The sequence below is a fragment of the Thermocatellispora tengchongensis genome (assembly GCF_014202315.1).
GTDB classification, from domain to species: Bacteria; Actinomycetota; Actinomycetes; order Streptosporangiales; family Streptosporangiaceae; genus Thermocatellispora; species Thermocatellispora tengchongensis.
The window spans coordinates 65934-88612 of record NZ_JACHGN010000006.1; the positions used below are offsets into that span (position 1 = coordinate 65934).

Here is a 22679-nt window from a genome sequence, read left to right on the forward strand (position 1 = left end):
CGGTGGCGCGACGGCGATGTCGCCCGGCGGCGGCAGCGCGGCGCCGAGAACGCTCGGCGGTGGGGGCGCGGGGCGGATGGTGTCCGGGGGCGGTGGCCCAGTGCCGATGGCGTCCGGGGGCGCGGTGCCGCGTGTCCTGCATGTGTCGCAGCCGGTGGACGGTGGGGTCGCGGCTTGTGTTGCGGCGATTGCCGCCGATCAGGTGGCGCGTGGGTGGCGGGTCGCCGTCGCGTGTCCGCGTGACGGGGCGCTGGGTGAGCGGGTGGCCGCGGCCGGGGCCCTTCGGCTGGGCTGGGAGGCGGGGCGTGCGCCGGGGCCGGCCGATCTGGAGGCGGTGCGCGCGCTGGCCGGGCTGGTGGCCGCCTTCCGGCCCGACGCGGTGCACCTGCACTCCGCCAAGGCGGGCCTGGCGGGGCGGCTGGCGGTGCGCGGCCGGCTGCCGACCCTGTTCCAGCCGCACGGCTGGTCCTGGCTGGCCTGCCGCGGGGCGATGGCCATGGCGGCGCGGGCGTGGGAGCGGTGGGCGGCCCGGCGGACCAGCCTGCTGGTGTGCGTGGGCGAGGGGGAGGAGGCGGCGGCGCGGGCGGCCGGCGTACGGGGCCGCCTCGCCGTGGTGCGCAACGGCGTGGACCTGCGGCGCTTCCGCCCCGCCGGGGAGGCCGAGCGCGCCGCGGCACGGCGGGCGCTGGGGGTCCCGGAGCGGGCGCGGCTGGCCGTCTGCGTCGGCCGGATCACCCGGCAGAAGGGGCAGGACCGGCTCCTGGCGGCTTGGGCGGAGGTCCGCGCCGCCTGCCCGTCCGCGCTGCTCGCGCTCGTGGGCGACGGCGACCTGCGCGATCGCCTGCGGGCGCGCGGCGTGCCGGGCGTGCTGTTCCCCGGCGCCGCTGACGATGTGCGCCCCTGGTACGCCGCCGCCGACGTGGCCGTGCTGCCCTCCCGGTGGGAGGGGCTGCCGCTGGCCGCGCTGGAGGCCATGGCCACCGGCCGCAGCCTGGTCGCCACCGCCATCCCGGGGCTGTGCGAGGTCGTGGCCGCCGACACCGGCGCGACCGTCGTGCCCGGCGACACCACCGGCCTGGCGCGGGCGCTGGCCCGACGCCTCGCCGATCCGGCCCTCGCCCGCCGTGAGGGGGAGGCCGCAGCCCGGCACGCCGAAGGCTACGACCTCGCCGCGACGCTCGACGCCCTCGCCGCGCTCACCCTGCGCGCCGCCTATCCGCCGCGGAAGACCTCCGCCGAGCGCGGATTGGCCGGGCACTGCCACACGCCGTGCGGACAGTAGTCGGATATCGAGTGGTAGAGCACGTCGTGGGCGTCGATCCACTGGAGCATGCGGGTGACGAACTCCGGCCGGTCGCCGTGCCGGAACAGCCCCCACTCCGGGAAGGACATCGGCTTGCCGTGGGCGGCGGCGAACGCGGCGTGGGCGCGCAGGCCGTAGGGCTGCTCGATGTAGTCGTCGAAGGTCTCGCCCGGCGGCTGGTCGTAGTTGTCCATGCCGATGACGTCCACCACGTCGTCACCGGGATAGCAGTGCGTCCAGGCGATGGCGTCCTGGCCGCGGCTGGGGGTGAAGTCGAACCGGAACCGCTGGCCCGCGACCGCCCGCATCGCCGTCACGATGCGCCGCCAGTAAACCTTCCACGCCTCAGGGTCGGGGGCGCACCGGCTGGAGTAGGTGGTGCCGTTCATCTCCCAGCCGAGCACGATGATGGTGTCGGCCGCGCCCGCCCCCACCAGCCGCTCGGCGAGCGTCGTGAAGATCCCGTCGAAAGCCCCCGACGCCCCGGCCCGCAGCAGGACCGCCACCGTCGAGTCCGGGAGGCGGCCCTCGTTGGGGGCGATCATCGGGACGTTCAGGGCCAGCACGCGTCCGGGCTTCGCCGCCCGCCACCGGGTCCAGGGGTCCAGGATGAAGGGCGGCCCGAGCAGGGCGGCCCAGGTCTCGCCGGGCAGGTACGTACGGCCGACGGTGACCTCCCTGCCGCTCCACGCCTCGAAGGCCGGCAGGTGCGCGGGACCTCCCGCGTCGGAGGCCAGGAACACCCCGAAACCCGCGGGCCGCCCCGGCAGGGGAGGCGCCGGAGCGGGAGGCGGCGGAGGGGGCGGCGCGGGAGCGGGAGGCTCCGGTGTGGGAGGCGCCACCTCGCCCGCCGCGGCCGGGCCCGGGCTCCCCGGGGCCGGCGCGATGGGTGGCGCCGTGCCGGCCGGCTCGCCGGGCGAGGGGAGGGCCCGGCCGCCCGCGCCCGCGGTCGCGGCGCAGCCGGGCGCCGCGGCCAGGCAGGCGGCGATCAGCACGCGCACCGCGATCGTCCTTCGCCTCACCACGCTCCCCCCGACAGCGCTTTCCCGCCCGAATGTACACGCCTATAGCTGTCCAATTGCCGCGCAACACGACCCATTTACGGGCCGTGAATCTGGATCGGTGGTGATATGCCAATAAAAGAGCGGACGCGGGATCGGGTGTCGCTGGATACGGCCACGCCCGCGCTGATCATGCGCCTGGACGACAACGTCTTCCACCACGGCACGCTCGCCGCGATCCGTTCGCTGGGCGGCGCGGGCGTCCCGGTGCACGCCCTGCTGGAGGGGCCCCACGCTCCCGCCTCCCGCTCGCGCCACCTGTCGCGGATGCACGTGTGGGGCACGCGCGAGCGCGGCCCACAGGCGGTGGTGGGCGAACTGCTCGCGCTGGCCGCCCGCATCGGCACCCGGGCGGTGCTCGTCCCCATGGACGACCTGGGCGCGCTGCTGGTGGGCGAGCACGCCGCGGAGTTGTCCCCGGCGTTCCTGCTGCCCGCGCAGCCGCCCGGCGTGCCGCGACTCCTCGCCGACAAGGCCCGCCTGGCCGGCCTGTGCCGGGCGCTGGGCCTGGCGCAGCCCGAGACCCGGCCGGTGACCGGCATGGACGACCTGCCCGGCGCCCTCGCCGACCTCGGGCTGCCGGTCGTGGCGAAATGGGCCCGGCCGTGGCTGGTGCCCGCCGGGGTCAGGCCGCGCAGCACCACGCTGGTGCACCGCTTCGAGCACGCCGCCCACCTGGTACGCCAGTCGGCCGGGCATGGCGCGACCCTGCTGCTCCAGCGGTACGTCCCCGAGTCGGCGGGCTCCGACTGGTTCTTCCACGGCTACTTCGGCGCCGGCTCGCGCTGCCTGTTCGGGGGAGCGGGCCGCAAGGAACGCGCCTACCCCGCCGGTTGCGGGCTGACCACCTACGGCACGTGGCTGCCCAACCCCCGGCTGGAGTCGCTGGCGTGCGGCCTGGCCGAGGCGATCGGCTACCGGGGCATCCTCGACCTGGACTTCCGCCACGACCCCGGCACCGGGCAGTACCACCTGCTCGACGCCAACCCGCGCCCCGGGGCCCAGTTCCGCCTGTTCGAGAGCGGGGCCGGGCTCGACGTGGTCCGCGCCCTGCACCTGGACCTCACCGGCAGGGAGGTGGAGCCGGGAGCGCCGGCGCACGGGCGTACGTACCTGGTGGAGAACTACGACGCCCGCACCGCGCTGCTGCGCCCGCGCCCCTCCTCGCCGCGCCGGTGGTGGCGCTCGGTGCGGCACGCGCACGAGCTGGCCTGGTTCTCCCGTGACGATCCGGCCCCGTTCCTGGCCATGGGCGGGCAAAGCCTCAAACGCGCCTTTACCCGCCTCCGCCGGGGCCGCTGATCGTTTTCCCATAGGTTCATCGCTGCATACGGGAATTCGGGGGAGGAATGCGCGCACTCATCGATGTCGCCGTCATCGGCGCCGGCCCGTACGGTTTGTCCGCGGCGGCGCACGCCGTTTCCGCCGGATTGGACGTGCGCGTTTTCGGGCGTCCGATGCGCGCCTGGGAGCGGCACATGCCGCGCGGCATGTTCCTCAAATCGGAGCCCGCGGCCTCCGACCTGGCCGACCCGCGGCGCGTCCACACCCTGGACGCGTACTGCCGGCACGAGGCGCTCCCGTGCGCCTACGGACACCCGGTGCCGGTGGAGACCTTCACCGGCTACGGCCGCTGGTTCTGCGAGCGGGCCGTCGGCGACGCGCTGGAGGAGCGCGACATCGCCGAGGTCCGCGCCACCGGAGACGGCTTCCTGCTGCGGACGGCGTGCGAGCAGCAGGTCCGCGCCCGCGCGGTCGTGCTCGCGGTGGGGTTCGTGCCCTTCGCCCGCAGGCCGCCCGTCCTGGCCCTGCTCGCCCCCGAGCTGTGCTCCCACAGTTGCGAGCACGACCGGCTGTCCCGCTTCGCGGGCGCCGAGGTGGCGGTCGTGGGCGCGGGGCAGTCCGCCCTGGAGACCGCCGCGCTGCTGCGCGAGGCGGGGGCGCGGCCCACCGTGCTGGCCCGCGCCCCGGAACTGCGCTGGAACGCCGTCCCCCAGCCCCGGCGCGGCCCGCTGCGCCGGCTCGCCGCGCCGCACTCCGGCCTGGGCGCCGGATGGGGGACCTGGACCTGGGCCGAGCACCCCGGGCTCGTCCGCCACCTGCCCGCCCGCGCCCGCCACCACGCGGTGCGCACCGCGCTCGGCCCCGCCGGGGCCTGGTGGCTGAGGGAACGCTTCGCCGGCCGGGTCCCGCTGCACACCGGGGTGCGGATCGCCTCCGCCGAACCCGGCCGCGGGGTGCGCCTCACCCTGGTCGGGGCGGACGGCGCCACCGCCACCATGCGCGCCGACCACGTGATCGCCGCCACCGGCTACGCCGTGGACGTCACGCGCATCGGCGTACTGGAGGAGTCGCTGCGCCGCGCGATCCGCACCGACGGGGCGATGCCGCGGCTGAGCCGCACCTTCGAGACCTCCGTCCCCGGGCTCTATCTGACCGGCCTGGCCGCGGCCGGCACCTTCGGTCCGGCCATGCGCTTCGTCTACGGCGCCGCGTTCGCCGCCCGCCGCCTCACCCAGGGGCTGCGCCGCGGGGGCGCCCGCTGACCCGGCACACACCTACTCACAGGGGGAACAGCCACCATGAATCCACACTCCGGCCTCGGCCGCCGCGCCGGTAGGGCGGCCCTCGGCGCCGCCATCGCCGCGGCGGCCGTACTGTCGGCGGCGGACGCCGGCACCGGCGCGGCCCGCGAGCCCCGTACGGGGGAGAGCGGGCAGTCCCGGTTCACCAACACGCCGCAGCGGGCCACCGGGATCACCCCGTCGGGCGTGCGCGTGACGGTGGAGAAGATCCCGGCCCGGGGCGCGTACGTCGCCTCTGCCCAGACGCTGCCCGCCGACCCCGCCGCGCCCCCCGACGAGTACATGCTGCCGGCCAATGCCAAGGCGGTCGCGGGCTTCAGCGACCGGTACGAGGGCTTCGGCGTGGCGGCCGACGGCTGGAGCCACGTCGCCACGCTGCGCTTCTCCTTCTCCCAGCCGGTACGCAACCCGCGCCTGCACATCTCGGGCACCGGCGGGGCGACGGCCAACGACGACGGCGCCCGGGACGCGTACTGGGCCGGCCTGCGGCTGAGCGGCGGCACCCCCGCCACGCCCACCTTCACCAAGAGCGCCGGCTTCCCCGGATACACCGTGTCATCCACGCGGATCATGCCCGGCCGGTCGCTGCCGGCGGGCAGGCCGGCCTGCGGCGTGGTCTACCTGTGCGGCTCGGCCCAGGTGGACGGCACGGTGACCTCCTTCACGGTCGAGTTGCACACCCGCAACGTCCGCTACAACGGCGGGGCCGGCGCGCCGTTCTTCTACGGGGCCTTCCGGGTCACGCTGGAGGAGGACCACTCCGACGCCCCGGCCTCCTACGGCGCGGCCTCCCACACCGTCACCGACGCCTTCCTCGGCGGCGGCGCGACCGCCGACCAGCCCGGCAGCGTCGCCTTCACGCCCCGCGCCCTGCCCCGCGACACCGACGACGCGCTGGCCCGCACGCCCGCCCCGATCCGCATCCGGTCCCAGCGGGGGCGCCACTGGCTCACCGTCCCGGTCGCCACGCGCTCGGCCACGGTGCTGTCGGGCTGGCTCGACCTGGACCGCGACGGCGTCTTCGAACCCGGCGAGCGGGCCCGGAACCCGCTGCCGGCCAAGGCGACCCGCGCCACGCTGTCGTGGCCGATACCGCCCGGCACCCGGCCGGGCGCGTCCTGGCTGCGCCTCCGCCTGGCCACGCCGGGCCAGGCGGAGACGCCCACGGGCTGGGCCGACAGCGGCGAGGTCGAAGACCACCCCGTCCTGATCTCCGGGCCGGCTCACGGCCGCTGACCGCTCTCCGGGCGTCAGAGGGGGTCGCCGAGGGGCCCGTACTCGGCTTCCAGGGCATCGGCCCAGTACGCCGCCCAGTCGGGCTGCGTGCCGTCGGCGTCGGTGAAGCCGTACTCCTTGTACAGGCCCCAGGTGGCCAGGGCGCGCCCGGTCTTGGCCATGACGGCGGGGTCGGCGGCCAGGGCGGCGACCGCCCGCCCCAGGTAGGCGGGGGTCTCGGAGTGGGCGAAGTGCGGGTCCTTCGCGGCGCCGTCGCGCCAGCCGGCCTCGGTGACGCCGAGGTGCTCCAGCACGGCCTCCGAGCGCAGGAAGCCGGGCGTGATCGCCACGGCCGCGACGCCGTGCGGCTTCAGCTCCGCGGCCTGGGCGACGGCGAGCCGGATCACGGCCGACTTCGCCAGGTCGTAGAAGAACGAACCGCGATATCTGGCGGTGTTGCCGTCGGTGACCTCCACCACCAGGCCGCTCCCGCGCGCGACCATCAGGGGGAGCGCGTACCGGCTGGTGATGATGTGGGTCTCCACGGCCTGCCGCAGCAGCCGCAGGCCGGTGTCCAGGTCCTGCTCCCACAAGGGGTGCTCCCAGTCGGTCAGCGGGTCGCCGCCCCACACCGAGTTGACCAGGATGTCGAGCCGCCCGTCCTGCTCTGCGGCGATCCGGCCGACCAGGGCGCGGACCTCCTCGGGACGGCTGTGGTCGGTGCGGACGGCGATCCCGGCGCCGCCGGCCGCGTTGACCCGCTCGGCCGTCTCCTCGATGGTCTCCGGACGGTCCAGGCCGGAGCGTCCGGCCACACTGCTGCGCCCGGTGACGTACACGGTGGCGCCCGCGGCGCCCAGCTCGACGGCGATGCCCCGCCCTCCGCCCCGGGTGCCTCCCGCGACCAGGGCGACCTTCCCGGCGAGGGGCTGCTTGTCGTTGACCATCATTCCTCCAGAACGGCACCGCCACCGGGCGGCACGTGGGGCGACAGGACGGCGTGGAGCGCGGCCCGCAACCGCCGCGGCAGCGTGTCCCGCCGGTCGAGGGCCCAGGCCAGCCCGGTGCCGGCGATGATCGCCTGCACGGACTCGGCCAGGGCCGCCGGATCGGTCCCGGCCCGCAGCTCCCCCGCGGAGACCGCCTCGTCCAGCAGCGCCCGGATCGCCCGGCCCTGGGACTCGTGGACGGCCAGCGCGTACGGACGGAGCTGCGGATCGGTCAGGTCCAGGCACAGGAACGCCAGGTGGTTGGCGAAGGTCTCCGGCGTGGCCATGGCGGCCATCGACTCCGCGGCCAATGCCGCCAGCGCCGCCAGCGGGGAGGGATGGCCCTCGCGCAGCCGCGCGTAGCGCGCGTCGGCCTCCGCGGCCGACCGCTCGGCCACCGCCACCATCAGCCCGTGCTTGGACCCGAACCGCTGCACGAGAGTGCCCGGCACCAGCCCGACCTCCTTGGCCACCGCGCCCAGAGTCAGCCCCGCGGGCCCCACCCGCCCGATCACCTCGACCGCCGCCCGCAAGATCACCGAATCATCGATCCCCCGCGGCCGCCCCGCCATCCCCGCCCCCTCCAATTCATAAATGCACGTTCATTTATTAAATCACCCCCAAGTCGCCGCCGGCAACCGGACCGCGGACGGCGGAGACGTGCTCGATCCCGGCAGCCGGGGGCGGGCTGGGCCTGCGGCGTGCTCCGGCCCTGTGGTCGGGGTGGGGTCGGCTTGGAGCGTGCTCGATCCCCTCAGCCGGAGGGATGGGTCTGGAGTGGGTTCGGTCTCGGGTGGACGGAGGCGGGATGGGTCTGGGGGTAGGTGCCAGTGGTCGGCGGTGGGCTACGTCCGGCACGGATGGCCAGGACGCTCCCGCGTGCGGGGGACGAAGCCCGGCACCCGACCGTCCTCGCCCCTAGAGAGCGGATGGAGCACGCCCGCCCCCACCCCGCCTCCCGGCGGCGGGAACGGAGCACACACCCCAGTCCCCGCCCTCGGTCACCGACCACCGGCGGCCGTCGGGGTGGGCCACGGGGGAACGGCGGGGGAGCGTGGCCGGTCCCGCCGCAAGGGGAAGGTGACATCGCGCGCGCCTCTTGGCCCGAACTCCGGCCGGGTGTGCCATTGCGGGGCTCCACCGCGCCCCGGTGAGCCGACCGCGATCGAGCCGGGATGGGCGGGGTGTGCTCACGTTCGGGGGCGAGAGCGCCCGGAGGGGCGCTGCGGATAGTGGCCGGATGGTCGCGCGCGGAGCGTGCTCGCCCCATACGCCACGCTCGCTTGACCGAGTGCCGGGGGCGCGCGCGGGGGTGGCCGGTGGGACGGGTCAGCGGCGCCAGCCGCCGTCCACGGGGAGGTTGACCGCGTTGACGGCCGGGTTCTCCAGCAGGAAGACCGACGCCTCGACCACGTCGGCCATGGTGGGAATCCGGCCGGTGAGCATGCGGTGCTTCGCCGCCTCCAGAACCTCCGCCCCGCCCGCCCAGTACGGGGTGTCCGCGACCATGCCCGGGTGGATCGCGTTGACGCGCACCGGTGCCAGCTCGGCCGCCAGGGTGGCAACCATGCCGGTGATCCCGCCGTTGACGATCGACACCGTGGTGGAGCCGGGGTAGGGCCACTCCCGTGCGGCGCCGCCGAACAGCAGGACCGCGGCGTCCTCGGACAGGCGGCGGGCCAGCGTGTGCACGACCTCGGTGTAGCCGACCAGCTTCAGCGTCGTCAGGTGCCGGGCCCTGGCGTGGTCGTAGTCCGCCACGGTGTTGCGGTCGCGGTCCACCGCCACCAGGGCCAGCCGGTCCACTTCGCCCACGTCGGCGAGCGCGGCGGCCAGGGCGCCGGGCGCGGTCAGATCCAGCGGGATCCCCCGGGCCGAGCCGCCCGCCGCCGCCCCTGTGCCCGTGCCGGGTTCGATGTCGGCGCTGATGGCGGCTGCGGTCTTGGTGGCGCGGTCGGTGTCACGGCCGGTCAGGACCACCGTCCGTCCCAGCCGTACGTAGTGCCGTGCCAGTTCCAGGCCGATCCCGCTGGTGCCTCCGACGATCACCACGTCGCCCATGTTCATGCTCCTCCCGCTTCGGAAGCTCCGTACGGCGCGACCGTAGGCGGGGCGACTTGTGCCGCGCTTCACCGGCGCTTTAGGGCCATGTCGCACGGCTCGTGGGCGGGTGACGGGCCTGCCCGTAGGGTGTGACCCGTGGGAGAGGAATTCGAGGAGCATCGTGCGCGGCTGTTCGCCCTGGCGTACCGGCTGCTCGGCTCCGCCGCCGAGGCCGAGGACGCCGTGCAGGACGCCTACCTGCGGTGGAACGGCGCCGAACGGGTCGCCATCGCGGCGCCCGGCGCGTGGCTGGCCAAGGTGCTCACGAACATCTGCCTGAACCGCCTGACCTCCTCCCGGGCGCGGCGGGAGGAGTACATCGGGCCGTGGCTGCCCGAGCCGATCCTCACCGACGGGCCGTCCGAGCTGGCGGAGCGCCGCGACTCGGTCTCGATGGCGTTCCTCGTCCTGCTCGAACGGCTCACCCCCGCCGAGCGTGCCGTCTTCGTGCTGCGCGAGGCGTTCTCCTACGGCTACCGGGAGATCGCCGAGGTGCTCGACCTCTCCGAGGCGAACTGCCGCCAGCTCCACCGCAGGGCGCAGCAGCGGGTCGGGGAGCGGCGCAGGTTCGAGGCCGCGGCCGGGACGCGCCGGCGCATCGTGGAGCGCTTCCTCCGGGCCGCCCGCAGCGGCGACCTCGCGGGCCTGGAGAGCGCGCTCGCCGCCGACGTGGTGGCCTGGGCCGACGGCGGGGGCAGGGCGGGGGCGGCCCTGCGTCCCATCGTGGGCGCGGCCAAGGTGGGCCGTTACGTCATGGGGCTGGCCGGGCGCGGCGCCGCCGCGGGCTACGCCCTGGCGCAGGCGGAGGTCAACGGCGAGCCCGGCGTGCTGGCCTTCCTCGACGGTGTGCTGCGCTCCGTGTTCGTCATCGAGACCGACGGGGAGCGCATCTACGGCGTGCGCACCGTACTGAATCCCGACAAACTTGGATATATCGCTCAGCAGTTGGTGTCCAGGGGTGAGTTGTCACATTCCGAGGGAGTCGCCGGTTCCTAGAGGTATGAGCGAATCGATACTCGTCACCGGCGGCACCGGCACCCTGGGTCGTCACGTCGTCCCCAAGCTGGTCGAGGCGGGCGCGACCGTCCGCGTCCTGGCCCGCAAGCCGCGCGGGCAGCACGGAACCGTCATCGCCGACCTGGCCAAGGGGCCGGGCCTGGACGAGGCCGTCTCGGGCGCGACCACCGTGGTCCACCTCGCCAGCGACCCGCGCGCGAAGGGCGCCGATCTGATGGGCACCCGGCGCCTCCTCGGCGCCGCGCGCCGGGCCGGGGTGCGCCACCTCGTGTACATCTCGATCGTCGGGGTGGACCGGCACCCGTACTCCTACTACCGCGCCAAGCGCGAGGCCGAGCTGCTGATCGAGGACTCGGGCGTGCCGTACACGATCCTGCGCACGACCCAGTTCCACGACCTGGTCCTCTTCGCCGCGCAGGCTCTCACCCGGCTGCCCGTGGCGCCGGTCCCCGCCGGCTGGCGGTTCCAGCCCGTGGACGCGGCCGAGGTGGGCGAACGGCTGGCCGCGCTGGCGACGGCCGCGCCCGCCGGGCGCGTGCCCGACATGGGAGGACCGGAGATCCTCTCCGCCCGTGACCTGGTCCTGGCCTACCTCGAGGCGACCGGCCGCCGCCGGCCGCTCGTGAGCGTGCCGGTGCCCGGCGCGGTGTCGGCCGCGTTCCGGAACGGGGTCAACCTGGCCCCCGCCCACGCCGACGGCCGCCGGACCTTCCGCGAGTTCCTCGCCGCGAAGGCCGCGTCCGGACCCCGTGCCGCCGGGTACGGTGCCGCGTGAGCGCGACGCCGTCGCCGCGCGGCCGGGCCTGGCTCCGCGCGGGGCTGGCCTACCTGGCGTTCACCGAGGCGGTCGTGGGGGCCTGGCAACTGCTGCTGCCGAAGTCGTTCTACGACGACTTCCCGCTGCCCGGACACCCCTGGGTGTCGTCGCTGCCTCCGTACAACGAGCATCTGATGCGGGACGTCGGCGGCCTGAACCTGGGGCTGGCGCTGATCCTGGCGGTCGCCGCGATCAGGCTCGGCGCGACGCTCGCGCGCACCGCCGTGTCGGGGTACCTGCTGTTCGCGCTGCCCCACCTGCTGTTCCACCTCGGGCACCTGCACGGTCTCGCGCCGATCGACCTGGCCGGCCAGGTCGTGACCCTCGTCATCGGCGTGATCGTGCCGATCGCGCTCCTGTACGGCCTGCGCCACCGCACCGCCGGGGAGCGCGCCGGCGCGGGAACGGCCGCCTGAGGCCGGGCGACGCCGGCCCGCCGGCCACGGCCCCGGCCGTCGCGCCGCCACCCGGGTGGTCCCGGGGCGGTGGCGCGCGCGGCCCGGGCCGGACGCCCCCTCTCGTCTCGGAGGGTGAGACGCGGTTGAAAAACATGCAAAGCATGTAGGAAATTAGGGATATGTCCGGCTCTGTCCCACTGACCATCCGGCGGGTGGTCGACTACATGCGCGTGGCCAGCAACCGCTGTCCATGAACGGCCGCCGCCGTGCTCCGATCCGGAGCGCGTGCCCATGGCGGGACCGTCCAGAACCCAGGAAGAAGAGCCCCGACGAGATCCCGGCACCCGCGCTGCGGGAGCCCGGTCGTGCGCCGGCACGGCATCGCCTCGATACGAAAGATCATTACATGTCTGGTACCACTCCTTCGCTTCGGCATGCGACCGCCGAGTTCGAGGAGCTGCGCAAACGGTTCGGCCCGGTCTTCGACAAGATCGCCGAGGGCAACCTGGAGCGCGAGAAGGGACGCGTCTTCCCCTACGAGCAGGTCCGCTGGCTGATCGACGCCCGGTTCGGCGCCGTCCGCATCCCCCGGGAGCTGGGCGGCTTCGGGGCCTCGTTGCAGCAGACCTTCCGGCTGCTGCGCGAGCTTGGGGCCGCCGACCCGAACGTCGCCCACGTCTGGCGCAACCACCTGGCCTTCGTCGAAGACCGGCTGTACGCCCCGCGCACACCGGCCACCGACGCCTGGATCGAGAGGTTCCTCGGCGGCGACTTCGTCGGCGGCGGGTGGACCGAGGCCAACAACGGGACGTACGCCAACATCCAGACCAAGCTGGCGCGGGAGGGCGACCACTGGGTGCTGACCGGGGCGAAGTTCTACGCCACCGGCAGCCTGTACGCCGACTGGCTGGACGTGCTCGCGGTCACGCCCGACGGGGTGCCCACCACGGCGCTGGTGAAGGCGGACCAGCCCGGAGTGAGCCTGGCGGACGACTGGAAGGGCTTCGGCCAGAAGACCACGGCGAGCGGAAGCGCCACCTACACCGGCGCCCGGGTCGAGGACGAGAACGTGTTCCCCGCCTCCGAGCGCTTCTCCTACCAGGGCCTGTTCTACCAGACGGCGCTGCTGGCCGTCCTGGCCGGCATCACCGAGGCGACGCTCCGCGACGGCGTGGCGGCGCTCAAGCGCCGCAAGCGCAACTACGGCCACGGCCTGGCCGAGGTCGCCACCGCCGACCCCCAGTTGCTCCAGGTGATCGGGAAGGTGTCCGCGGCGTCGTTCGGGGCGGAGTCGGCGCTGTCGGCCCAGTCCGCGGTCCTGGACGAGATCGCCGGCGCGCGCATCGCCGGGGACGAGGAGACGGAGAGGCGGCGGCTGGTCGAGGGGCACATCGCCACCTCGCGCGCCCAGCTCGTGATCATCGAAGCGGCGCTGCAGGCCACCACCGTCGTCTTCGACGCGCTCGGCTCCTCCGGCGTCTCGGAGGACCTGCTGCTCGACCGCCACTGGCGCAACGCCCGCACCCTCGCCTCGCACAACCCCCGGGTCTACAAGGAGCGCATCGTGGGCGACTGGCACGTCAACCAGGCCGACCCCACCGCCCTCTTCGCGATCCCCGCCGGCCAGAGCGAGTGAAGCGAGCGATCCCACCACGACGACGAAAGGTCCGCACATGCCGAACCCCCGCGAGGGCAAGGTCATCCTCGGGGTCAACGTCCTGGTGCTCGGCTACCTGCCCGCCGCCTGGCAGTCCACGCGCCTGCACCCGCACTCCTTCATCGACCCCGGCTACTGGAACCAGATCGGCGAGGTGGCCGAGCGGGCCACCCTGGACGCCGTCTTCCTGGCCGACGGGCCCGCGCTCGGCGACCCGTCCTACGACGCCAACGCCGGCCGGCTGGAGCCGGTCGTCAACTGGAGCCACGTCGCCGCGGCGACCGAGCGCATCGGCCTGATCGCCACGGCGTCCACCACCCTGAACGACCCGTTCGACCTGGCCCAGCGCCTGCTGTCCCTGGACCACGTGTCCGGGGGCCGCGCCGGATGGAACATCGTGACCACCCGCGACGGGTCGGCCGCGCGCAACTTCGGGCTGCCCGACATCCCCGCCCGTGACGACAGGTACGACCGCGCGGCGGAGTTCGTCGATCTCATCCTGGCCCTGTGGGAGTCGGCGGAGACCGGGCGGGAGGTGCACCACCGCGGCCGGTTCTTCGACCTCGACGGCAGGCTGCGGGTCCCCCCGTCCAGGCAGGGCCACCCGGTGCTCCTCCAGGCCGGCGGCTCCGCCAAGGGGCGGGCGCTGGCCGGGCGGCGGGCCGAAGGGGTCTTCGCCGCCGAGCTCACCAAGCAGGGCGCGATCGAGCACTACCGCGAGGTGAAGCGGCACGCGATCGACGCGGGCCGCTCGCCGGACTCGGTGAAGATCCTCCCCGGGCTGCTGCTGAGCCTCGGCAGCACCGAGGAGGAGGCCCGGCGCCGCAGCGACGAGCTCCACGAGCTCGGCCCGGAGTCGTACTCGGTGCAGTGGCTCTCGCAGGCCATCGGGTACGACGTCTCGCGGCTCGACCTGGACGCGAGGTTCCCGCAGGACGTGCTCGACGCCATCATCGACCCCGCCCACGCCGGCGGCAGCATCGGCTTCCGGCAGTCCATCTACGAGCAGATCCGGGCGACCGGCCCGACCGTCCGCGAGTACCTGCGGCAGACGAGGTACACCGGCTCGGGGCACGGCGGGTTCGTCGGCACCCCCGAGCAGCTCGTGGACCACATCGAGGACTGGTGGCGGTCCGGCGCGGTGGACGGGTTCAACCTCCAGCCGGACGTCCTCGTGGACGGGCTTGAGGTCATCGCCGACGAGGTCGTCCCGCTGCTGCGCAAGCGCGGCCTGTTCCGGCACGAGTACACCACCGACACCCTCCGCGGGCACTTCCAGGCCGCCTCGGCCTGAGCCGCCCGCGGCGACCACCGAAAGAGACCGCACCGATGGGTGACAGCGCATTGACATCGAAGCATCTCGCGATCGGGCTCGCGGGAGACCACCTGGTCGCGCTCGCCGCAGACCCCGCCCTGGCCGCCCGTCTGGACGGCACGGGGGCGGCGTTCGCCGTGGCCGGCATCGACAGGATCGACGGGCCGGCCCCCGGCGCGGCGACCCTGGAGCCCACGGTCGCGGCGACCTTCCTCGCCGCGCACGCCCCGGCGACGGCGTTCCTGGCCGCGGCGGCCCCGCACCGGGACCACCCCTACAACCTGGCGCGGCGCGTCGCCTCGCTCGACCATCTCGCCCGCGGCCGGTCCGGCCTGATCCTGGGCCCGCGCGATTCGTACGCCCCCGAGGGCGAGGGCGGGAACCGGGCGTGGGGAGGAGCCGGGCTGACGACGGGCGCCCCGCCGGGCGTCACGGCCACCCGTGACGCGGCGGTGGCCGTGCAGAAGCTGTGGCAGAGCTGGCCCCGCGACTCGATCGTCGCCGACCGCGACAGCCGCGTCTTCGCCCGCGGCGACCGGATCGTGCACATCGACCACCAGGGCGTGTTCGGTGTCGCCGGGCCGCTCACCGTGCCGTCCACCGTGCAGGGCGCACCCGTCCTGGCCTGGTACGCCGCCTCGGAGGAGGAGGTGGGGCAGGCCGGGGAGGTCGCCGATCTGGTCGTGCTCCCGGACGCCGGGCCCGAGGGGGTCGCGCGGGCCGCCGCGGCGCTGGACGCCGCCGCGTCCTCCCGGTTCTCCCGCGACGGACGGCGCGCCCTGCTCTTCGCGCAGGTGACCTTCGCACCGGGGACCGGCGTGGCCGGGTTCGCGGCGCGGGCCGGCGACGTGGCCGGACTGCCCGGCGTGGACGGCGTCCTCCTGCGCCCCGAGCGCGGCACGGCCTCCGTCGTCAAGGAGATCGGGGAGGTCGTCGAGGAGGTTGTCCCGGCCCTCGTGGCCCGCGGCGTCGTCCGGCGGGCGGAGGGGGCGACCCTGCGCGAGCGCCTGTCGCTGCCCGAACCCGCCCCTCTCCTGGTGGGCGCCCGGCCGGCCTTCCCGGCGCCGGTGCCGCAGCCGCCCCTCTCCTTCGCCCCCTCGTTCTGATCCGGAGAAAGGACACATCGTGAGACCGACGAAGCGTGGCCGGCTGGTGGCCATGGGGATCGCCGCCCTGGTGAGCGCCCTGGTCCTGGCCGCCTGCGGCGGCGGGAACGGCGGTGGCGCCGCCGCGGGCCCGCAGGGGGCGCCGAAGGCGGGCGGCACGCTGGTGAGCGGCCTGTATCTGGAGCCGCTGGCCCTGGACCCGCACCGGCAGGCCTACTGGGAGACCTACCGCGTCTCCAGCAACATCTTCGAGGGCCTGGTGAAGGAGGAGCTGACCGACACCGAAGGGCCGGCCAAGCTGCTGCCGGCCCTCGCGACGAAGTGGTCGGTGTCCGACGGCGGCAAGGTCTGGACGTTCGAGCTGCGCAAGGGGGTGAGGTTCCACGACGGCTCGGAGTTCACCGCCGAGTCGGTGGACAAGAACGTCCGCCGCGTGCACGACCCCGGCTACGCGTTCTACGACAAGACGAGCGCGGCCAGGCTCAGCACCTGGTTCGCCGACCTGGTCGAGGGGCGGGTGGTCGACGACCACACCTACGAGTTCACCTTCGCCAAGCCGTTCCTCGGCTTCCCCAGGATCCTCGCCCAGGCGATGAGCACCCTCACCATCGGCAACCCGGCGACCTGGGAGAAGTATGGCAACGACGGGTTCGCCGACCACCCCAGCGGGACGGGGCCGTACACCTTCGTCTCCCGGGCCATCGGCGACCGGATCGTGCTGAAGAAGAACCCTGCCTACTGGGGCCCGAAGCCGTACCTGGACGAGCTGGTGTTCCGGATCATCCCCAACAACCAGACCCGGCTGGCGGCGCTGCTCAGCGGCGAGGCCGACATCATCAGCTACGTCCAGCCCGACGACGTGGCCACGCTGGAGTCGCGCGGCTTCCAGGTCCCGGCCGGCCACGGCGCCGCGCTGCTGTACTTCACCTTCAACTTCAAGAACAAGGCGTTCCACGACAAGCGGGTGCGGCAGGCGATCATCCAGGGCATCGACCGCGCCCAGCTCGCCAAGGAGGTCTACAACGGCAACGCGATGCCGCTGCACTCCCTCCAGCCGCCGGGCAACGAGGCGTACGACCCGCAGGCGCGCGACTTCGGCTACGACCCCGAGGGCGCCAAGGCGCTGCTGAAGGAGGCCGGCTATGGCGACGGCGGGCTGAGCTTCACCATCGTCGCCGACGTGGCCAACCAGAACCTGGCCGAGTGGCTGCAGAGCCGGCTCAAGGCCATCGGGGTGAACGTCAAGGTGGTCACGCTCGACCGCCCCAACTACGTCGCCCGCGCCTTCGGCAAGCCGGAGCCGGACGACGGGCTGAGCATCGACGAGTACGGCGGCAGCTACGCCGAGTGGCTGCACCAGGTCCTGTACACCAACATCGCGGCCAAGGGCCTCGACCCGGCCGACTTCCCCGAGATCAGGGACGCCGTGGACGAGGCGCGCTACACCGGCGACGAGGACAAGCGCATCGAGCTGTGGCGGAAGGCCGACCAGAAGGTCCGCGAAGCGGCCATCGCCATCCCGGCGGTGTCGCTGACCAGGTACTACGGGCTCGGCCCGAACGTGCGGGGCTTCGTGTACGCGGCCACCAACTGGTACGACCTGACGAAGGTCCACCTGGCCGGCTGAGGAGACGCCGAGCGTGGGAACCGTCAAGCACATCCTCTGGCGCCTGCTGAACATCGTCCCGGTGCTCTTCGTGGTGTCGGCCCTGACCTTCCTGGTCGGCCGGCTGACACCCGGAGACCCCATCGAGGCGCAGTTCGCGCGGGACCACACGCCCGAGCAGATCGAGGCCATCCGCGCCTCGTACGGGCTGAACCTGCCCCTGTGGGAGCAGTACGTGAAGTGGGTGCGGGACCTGTTCACGGCCGGGGGCGGGATGTCGATCGTGCAGAACCAGCCCGTCTTCGACATCCTCGGCCCGAACTTCGTGAACACGCTGATCCTGACCGCGGCGGGCGTCGTGATCTGCGCCGTCTTCGGCGTCCTCATCGGCGTGATCGCCGGGACCGCCCACCACCGGCTCCCCGACCGCCTGGCGATGCTGCTGGTGCAGGCCGGCAGCAACCTGTCGGTCTACTGGTTCGGGCTGATCCTCATCTGGATCTTCTCGCTCCAGCTCGGCTGGCTGCCGGTCGGCGGCATGGAGTCCAGGAACGGGGGAGGGCTCGGCGACCTGCTGGCCCACCTGGTGCTGCCGGGCGTCTCGGCCGCGCTGATCTCCATGCTGGTGCTCGCCCGGTTCACCCGGCTCGGCATCATCCAGGAGTCCCACAGCGACTACGTCCGCACGTTCACCTCCCAGGGCGTCCCGCGGCGGCGGATCCTGGGCAAGCACATCGGGCGGAACATCCTGCCGGCGGTGGTGAACATCATCGGCCTGGAGATCGGCACCCTGATCACCGGGGTGATCTTCGTGGAGAGCGTGTTCAACTGGCCGGGGATCGGCACCCAACTGGTGAACGCGGTGAACGGCAAGGACTACACGCTCATCCAGGGCGGCGTGGTGCTGGTGGCGCTGTGCTACCTCCTCGTCAACCTGGTCACCGACCTGGCGGTGGACGCACTCAACCCCCGGCTTCGAAGGTAGTGGGACAGTGATCTTCACGGCATCCCCGAACGGCCGTTCCCTGGAGTCGGCGAAAGGGGCCGCACCCCGCGGGCGGAGGTCCCGGCTGCGGACGAACGCGCAGGTGACGATCGCCCTGATCATCATCGCCGGCTTCGTCCTGCTGGGCCTGTTCGCCCCGCTGGTGGCGCCCTACGACCCCGACCTCGCCGACGGGAGCGTCAAGTACCTGGGGCCCGGCGAGCAGGGGCACCTGCTGGGCACCGACGAGCAGGGCCGCGACATCCTCAGCCGGCTGATCTGGGGAGGGCGCACCTCGCTGATCGTCGCCCTGCTGGCCTCGGCGACCTCGACCGTCATCGGCGGCGCGCTCGCGCTCGTCGCCGGGTTCTCCGGTGACCGGGTCGCGGGCCTGATCATGCGCTCGATCGACATCATGTTCGCCTTCCCGGTGATCATCATCGCGCTCGTGCTCGCGGTGATCTTCGGCCCCGGCACGGTCGTGGTCGTGCTGTCGATCGTCTTCTCCGCCATCCCGTACGTGACCCGGGTGATCTTCGCGGAGGTGAAGCTGCAGCGCGGCCGCGAGTACGTCGAGGCCGCCGAGTCGCTGGGCGCCGGGTTCTTCTCGATCCTGTTCCGCGAGGTGCTGCCGAACGTCCTGGGCCAGACCGTGGTGTACGGCACCGGCCTGGTCGGCGGCATGATCGTCTTCTCGTCGAGCCTGAGCGCGCTCGGCATCGGCGTGCAGCCGCCAACCGCCGACTGGGGCCGGATGATCTCCGAGGGCGCGAAGGTCATCATCTCCGGGAACGTGTACCCCGCCCTGCTGCCGGGGCTCGTGGTCCTGGTCGTGGCGCTGGCCTTCAACTGGCTCGGCGACGGCCTGCGCGACCTGTTCGATCCACACCACAGGAGGGCGGGACGATGACCCCGATGACCGCACCGGCCATCCCCGAAGGCGGCGACGCCCTGCTGAGCGTGCGGGACCTGTCGATCCGGTTCGGCCGCGGGCCCGGGGCCGGACGCGTCGTGGACGGGGTCGGCTTCGACGTGCGGCCCGGCGAGACGTTCGCGCTCGTCGGCGAGTCCGGCGCGGGCAAGAGCATCACGGCCTCGGCGATCCTGGGCCTGCTCCCCGGCGGCGCGGAGCTGACCTCGGGCTCGATCACGCTCAACGGCCAGGAGGTGATCTCCGCGACCCGCTCCTCGGTCACACGGTTCCGTGGCTCGCGGATCGGCATGATCTTCCAGAACCCCCTGGCCTCCCTGGACCCGTCGTTCACGATCGGCAACCAGCTCAGGGAGATCATCGGCCTGCACCGGCCCGCCACCCGCAAGAGGCACCAGCACGAGATCGCCGAGACGTGGTTGCGGAACGTGGGCATCCGGGACACCGCCCGGGTCCTGGCCGCGTACCCGCACGAGCTGAGCGGAGGCATGCGGCAGCGGGTGATGATCGCGCTGGCGAGCCTGTCCGGGCCGGCCCTGCTGATCGCGGACGAGCCGACCACCGCGCTCGACGCGGTCGTCCAGAAGCAGATCCTCGGCCTGCTGCGCCGCGTGATCGGCGAGACGGGCGGCTCCCTGCTGCTCATCACCCACGACTTCGGCGTGGTGTCGTACGCCGCCGACCGGGTCGCGGTGATGAAGGACGGCCGGATCGTCGAGCAGGACCGGCGCGAGCGCCTGCTCACCGCGCCGGCCCACGAGTACACCCGCTCGCTGATCGGCGCGGTCCCCGAGATCGGCGCCAGGTTCCGCCTGGCCGAGCGCGGCCTGCCCCGCCGCCTGGGACCGATCCGCGAGAACCGCCCGGCGCCCCCGGCCCCCGCGCCGCCGGCCGCCGCCGGTCCGCTGGTCACCCTGCGGAACGTGCGCAAGGAGTTCGTCGTCGGCGGCCTGGGAACCGGGCAGCGCAAGCGCCGCTTCACGGCGGTGGACGACGTCTCGCTGCGCATCGAGCGGGGCGAGGTCTTCGGCCTGATCGGGGAGTCCGGCTCCGGCAAGTCCACCCTGGCCCGGCTGATCGGCGGCCTGCACAAGCCGACCTCGGGGGAGATCGTCTTCGACGGCAGCACGGTCTCGGACCTGCCGAGGGCGGCGCTGCGGCGGCTGCGGCCCCGCTTCCAGTTCGTCTTCCAGGACGCGACCGGCTCGCTCAACCCGCGCATCCCGGTCGGCGAGCAGATCAGCCGCCCGCTCCTGCGGTTCGGCAAGGCGGCAACACGCGCCGCGAGCCGGGCACGGGCCGCCGAGGTGCTCGATCTCGTCTCGCTGCCCGCGTCGTACCTGGAGCGATATCCGCACGAGCTGTCCGGCGGGCAGCGGCAGCGGATCGGCATCGCCCGCGCCCTCGCGCTGGAGCCGGACCTGCTGATCCTGGACGAGCCGACGTCGGCGCTGGACGTGTCCACCCAGGCGAGCATCCTGGACCTGCTGCTGGACCTGAAGGACGAGCTCGGCCTGACCTACCTGTTCATCGGGCACAACCTGGCGATCGTGGAGTTCCTGTGCGACCGGATCGGCGTGCTGAAGCAGGGGGTCCTCCTGGAGACCTTCCACGCCGCCGAGCTGTTCGCCGGCGAGCGCCACCCGGTCACCAGGGAACTGCTCGACGCCGTGCTCCCGATCCACCGGGACGCCCCGCGCGAGGTCCCCGTCGGGGACTAGAGCCGCGTCCGCACGCGGCCATCACCATAACCACCGAAAGAGAACCACCGTGACCAAGACGTCCCCCCTGCGCAGGCTGTTCGCCCCCCTGCTCGCCATGTCCGCCGCCGCGCTGCTGACCGCCTGCTCCGGCCCGGTCGCGCCCGCGGCCGGGGGCGAGAACGGCGGCACCAGCGGCGCCGTGCCCCGCGGCGGCACGCTCCGCATCGCCTCGCTGCAGTCCGACCTCGACGCGCTCGACCCGCTCACCGGCTACAGCACCGACTCCTGGCAGATCATCCGGGCGCTCACCCGCCAGCTCGTCACCTACCCGGGCAGCAGGACCGACATCAAGGACGACACCGAGCTGGTGCCCGACCTGGCCGAGTCGTGGGACGTCAGCGACGACGGCAGGACCTACACCTTCCACCTGCGCGACAACATCAGGTACTCCGGCTCCTCCACCCGGGAGATCGTGGCGGCCGACTTCGTCTACGCGATCAAGCGGTTCTGCGACCCGAACAAGCAGGTGGCCGCGATCAACTACTTCGAGCTGGCCTTCTCCGGCTTCAGCGAGTACTGCGAGAAGTTCGCCAAGGTGCCCCCGGGCGACCCGGCGAAGTCGAAGGCGTTCATCGACGGCCACGACATCTCCGGCGTCTCCGCGCCCGACGACAAGACGCTGGTGCTGAAGTCGGACACCAAGAACTACGACTTCCTCGCCATCCTGTCGATGAACTTCGTCTCGCCGCTGCCGGAGGAGGTCGTCTCCAAGTACGTCGGCGACTCACTGGAGTTCCGCGAGAACTACCCCTCCAGCGGGCCCTACCAGATCGAGTCCTACGAGCCGGGCCGCAGCCTGGTGCTGAAGAAGGTGCCCGGATACGACCACGCGGGCGACCCGGCGCGCAAGGCGTACGTGGACCGGATCGAGGTGGACTTCACCGCCAACAGCGAGGACGCCGTCGTCCAGAAGATCCAGTCCGGCGACGCCGACCTGTCCCTCTACCTGGACGTGCCGCCGCTGTCCACGATCCAGCAGTACCAGGCGCGAAACAGCCCCAACCTGCACGCCTCCGACAGCGGCGCGGCCAACTTCATCACCTTCAACGCGCGTCCCGGCGTGACCTCGCCGGGGGCGGAGGCGCTGCGCGAGCTGAAGGTACGCCAGGCGCTGGCGTACGCGGTGAACAAGGCCAACCTGGTGCAGGCGCAGGGCGGCGCCATCGCGGCCAAGCCGCTCGGCCAGATCATCACCTCCACGATCCTCGGCCACGAGCCCTTCGACCCCTATCCCACCCCGGGCAACGCCGGCGACCCCGCCAAGGCCAGGCGGCTGCTCGCCGAGGCCGGTCACCCGGACGGGCTGAAGCTCGACGCCGTCTACCGGGTCAACGCGCAGTTCGAGACGATCGCGGTCACCCTCAAGGAGGACCTGGCCAGGGCCGGGATCGAGCTGAACCTGATCCCCGTCCCGGTCGCCCAGTTCAGCGCGTACCTGCAGGACCCCAAGAGCCGCTGGGACGTGTCCCTGAGCAGCTCCTTCGCGCCCGACTGGCAGGGGCCGAGCACCCGGATGCTGCTCGGGGGCTGGCTCAACTCCGACGCCGCCCCCTGCGGCACCGGCAACGTCCACGCGATCTGCTACGACAACCCGGAGCTGAACAAGCTGGCGGCGCAGGCGTTCTCCTCCGACGACCCCGCGCCCATCTGGGCGAAGGCCGACAAGCTGGTCTCGGCCGACCTGCCGTGGATCCCGCTGTTCGAAAAGCGCAAGGTCGCGATCACCTCCGACCGGGTGCGCAACTGGACCTGGTCGTCGCTGGCGACCCAGGCCGACATCACCAACATCGCCGTCAGCCCGGCGGACTGAGCCGGCCGGAAGGGAGGC

The 22679-nt window shown here is 73.4% G+C and carries 19 protein-coding genes; 15 read left to right on the forward strand and 4 right to left on the reverse strand.

What is annotated here, in order from left to right; translation table 11 throughout:
- The first annotated feature begins 106 nt into the window (after nt 1-106).
- Nucleotides 107-1282 (forward strand): glycosyltransferase, encoded by a 1176-nt coding sequence (locus HNP84_RS15155; RefSeq protein ID WP_246518229.1) that lies wholly within the window; start codon nt 107-109, stop codon nt 1280-1282.
- Here HNP84_RS15155 and HNP84_RS56045 read toward each other — a convergent pair.
- Nucleotides 1213-2325 carry a glycoside hydrolase family 26 protein gene (locus HNP84_RS56045; RefSeq protein ID WP_312924885.1) on the reverse strand — a complete coding sequence of 371 codons (1113 nt, stop codon included), beginning with the start codon at nt 2323-2325 and terminating at the stop codon, nt 1213-1215. The genes HNP84_RS15155 and HNP84_RS56045 overlap by 70 nt on opposite strands.
- 138 nt (nt 2326-2463) lie before the next feature.
- On the opposite strand from HNP84_RS56045, the gene HNP84_RS15165 reads away from it, so the two are divergent.
- Genes HNP84_RS15165 through HNP84_RS15175 form a run of 3 tightly spaced genes read left to right on the forward strand, consistent with a single transcriptional unit; the run spans nt 2464 to nt 6185 of the window.
- Nucleotides 2464-3666, forward strand: coding sequence for a carboxylate--amine ligase (locus HNP84_RS15165; RefSeq protein WP_312924886.1), 1203 nt, complete (start codon nt 2464-2466; stop codon nt 3664-3666).
- Nucleotides 3667-3713: 47 nt separating this feature from the next.
- A complete protein-coding gene (locus HNP84_RS15170; RefSeq protein WP_185050355.1) occupies nt 3714-4910 on the forward strand; it encodes an NAD(P)-binding domain-containing protein in 1197 nt (398 codons plus the stop codon).
- Between the two features lie 36 nt (nt 4911-4946).
- Nucleotides 4947-6185 (forward strand): GEVED domain-containing protein, encoded by a 1239-nt coding sequence (locus HNP84_RS15175; protein ID WP_185050356.1) that lies wholly within the window; start codon nt 4947-4949, stop codon nt 6183-6185.
- Nucleotides 6186-6199: 14 nt separating this feature from the next.
- On the opposite strand, the gene HNP84_RS15180 is transcribed toward HNP84_RS15175, so the two are convergent.
- From HNP84_RS15180 to HNP84_RS15190, 3 genes are all read right to left on the reverse strand, one after another.
- Nucleotides 6200-7114 (reverse strand): SDR family oxidoreductase, encoded by a 915-nt coding sequence (locus tag HNP84_RS15180; RefSeq protein WP_246518196.1) that lies wholly within the window; start codon nt 7112-7114, stop codon nt 6200-6202.
- Complete coding sequence (locus HNP84_RS15185; protein ID WP_221336305.1) at nt 7111-7692, reverse strand: TetR/AcrR family transcriptional regulator; 582 nt, start codon at nt 7690-7692, stop codon at nt 7111-7113. The genes HNP84_RS15180 and HNP84_RS15185 overlap by 4 nt, the downstream gene beginning before the upstream one ends.
- A gap of 790 nt (nt 7693-8482) precedes the next feature.
- Nucleotides 8483-9214, reverse strand: coding sequence for an SDR family oxidoreductase (locus tag HNP84_RS15190; protein ID WP_185050358.1), 732 nt, complete (start codon nt 9212-9214; stop codon nt 8483-8485).
- A gap of 138 nt (nt 9215-9352) precedes the next feature.
- On the opposite strand from HNP84_RS15190, the gene HNP84_RS15195 reads away from it, so the two are divergent.
- The 11 genes from HNP84_RS15195 to HNP84_RS15245 all read left to right on the forward strand — a co-directional run bounded on the left by HNP84_RS15195 (nt 9353) and on the right by HNP84_RS15245 (nt 22661).
- Nucleotides 9353-10252, forward strand: coding sequence for an RNA polymerase sigma-70 factor (locus HNP84_RS15195; protein ID WP_185050359.1), 900 nt, complete (start codon nt 9353-9355; stop codon nt 10250-10252).
- 4 nt (nt 10253-10256) lie between these two features.
- The gene (locus tag HNP84_RS15200) at nt 10257-11048 is read left to right on the forward strand and encodes an SDR family oxidoreductase (RefSeq protein ID WP_185050360.1); all 792 of its coding nucleotides are present in this window, start codon (nt 10257-10259) and stop codon (nt 11046-11048) included.
- Nucleotides 11045-11506, forward strand: a complete 462-nt coding sequence (locus HNP84_RS15205) for a hypothetical protein (RefSeq protein ID WP_185050361.1) — start codon at nt 11045-11047, stop codon at nt 11504-11506. The genes HNP84_RS15200 and HNP84_RS15205 overlap by 4 nt, the downstream gene beginning before the upstream one ends.
- Nucleotides 11507-11894: 388 nt before the next feature.
- The gene (locus HNP84_RS15210; RefSeq protein WP_185050362.1) at nt 11895-13124 is read left to right on the forward strand and encodes an acyl-CoA dehydrogenase family protein; all 1230 of its coding nucleotides are present in this window, start codon (nt 11895-11897) and stop codon (nt 13122-13124) included.
- A gap of 37 nt (nt 13125-13161) precedes the next feature.
- Entirely contained in the window at nt 13162-14439 is a 1278-nt protein-coding gene (locus tag HNP84_RS15215; protein ID WP_185050363.1) for an LLM class flavin-dependent oxidoreductase, read from the forward strand.
- 50 nt (nt 14440-14489) lie between these two features.
- Complete coding sequence (locus HNP84_RS15220) at nt 14490-15566, forward strand: LLM class flavin-dependent oxidoreductase (RefSeq protein ID WP_185050364.1); 1077 nt, start codon at nt 14490-14492, stop codon at nt 15564-15566.
- 19 nt (nt 15567-15585) lie between these two features.
- Nucleotides 15586-17193: an ABC transporter substrate-binding protein gene (locus HNP84_RS15225; protein ID WP_185050365.1), complete on the forward strand. Its 1608-nt coding sequence runs from the start codon at nt 15586-15588 to the stop codon at nt 17191-17193.
- Between the two features lie 13 nt (nt 17194-17206).
- Nucleotides 17207-18157: an ABC transporter permease gene (locus HNP84_RS15230; protein WP_185050366.1), complete on the forward strand. Its 951-nt coding sequence runs from the start codon at nt 17207-17209 to the stop codon at nt 18155-18157.
- A 7-nt stretch (nt 18158-18164) separates the two neighbouring features.
- Entirely contained in the window at nt 18165-19067 is a 903-nt protein-coding gene (locus HNP84_RS15235) for an ABC transporter permease (RefSeq protein WP_312924891.1), read from the forward strand.
- A gap of 5 nt (nt 19068-19072) precedes the next feature.
- Nucleotides 19073-20809: a dipeptide ABC transporter ATP-binding protein gene (locus HNP84_RS15240; RefSeq protein ID WP_185050367.1), complete on the forward strand. Its 1737-nt coding sequence runs from the start codon at nt 19073-19075 to the stop codon at nt 20807-20809.
- A 49-nt stretch (nt 20810-20858) separates the two neighbouring features.
- A complete protein-coding gene (locus tag HNP84_RS15245) occupies nt 20859-22661 on the forward strand; it encodes an ABC transporter substrate-binding protein (RefSeq protein ID WP_221336307.1) in 1803 nt (600 codons plus the stop codon).
- Nucleotides 22662-22679 lie beyond the last annotated feature (18 nt).

Coding starts and splice junctions, on each gene's coding strand:
- HNP84_RS15155 (WP_246518229.1), top strand. CDS start 107: ATGGCGTCCGGGGGCGCGGTGCCGCGTGTCCTGCATGTGTCGCAGCCG.
- HNP84_RS15240 (WP_185050367.1), top strand. CDS start 19,073: ATGACCGCACCGGCCATCCCCGAAGGCGGCGACGCCCTGCTGAGCGTG.
- HNP84_RS15190 (WP_185050358.1), bottom strand. CDS start 9,214: ATGGGCGACGTGGTGATCGTCGGAGGCACCAGCGGGATCGGCCTGGAA.
- HNP84_RS15200 (WP_185050360.1), top strand. CDS start 10,257: ATGAGCGAATCGATACTCGTCACCGGCGGCACCGGCACCCTGGGTCGT.
- HNP84_RS15215 (WP_185050363.1), top strand. CDS start 13,162: ATGCCGAACCCCCGCGAGGGCAAGGTCATCCTCGGGGTCAACGTCCTG.
- HNP84_RS15180 (WP_246518196.1), bottom strand. CDS start 7,114: ATGATGGTCAACGACAAGCAGCCCCTCGCCGGGAAGGTCGCCCTGGTC.
- HNP84_RS15175 (WP_185050356.1), top strand. CDS start 4,947: ATGAATCCACACTCCGGCCTCGGCCGCCGCGCCGGTAGGGCGGCCCTC.
- HNP84_RS15210 (WP_185050362.1), top strand. CDS start 11,895: ATGTCTGGTACCACTCCTTCGCTTCGGCATGCGACCGCCGAGTTCGAG.
- HNP84_RS15170 (WP_185050355.1), top strand. CDS start 3,714: ATGCGCGCACTCATCGATGTCGCCGTCATCGGCGCCGGCCCGTACGGT.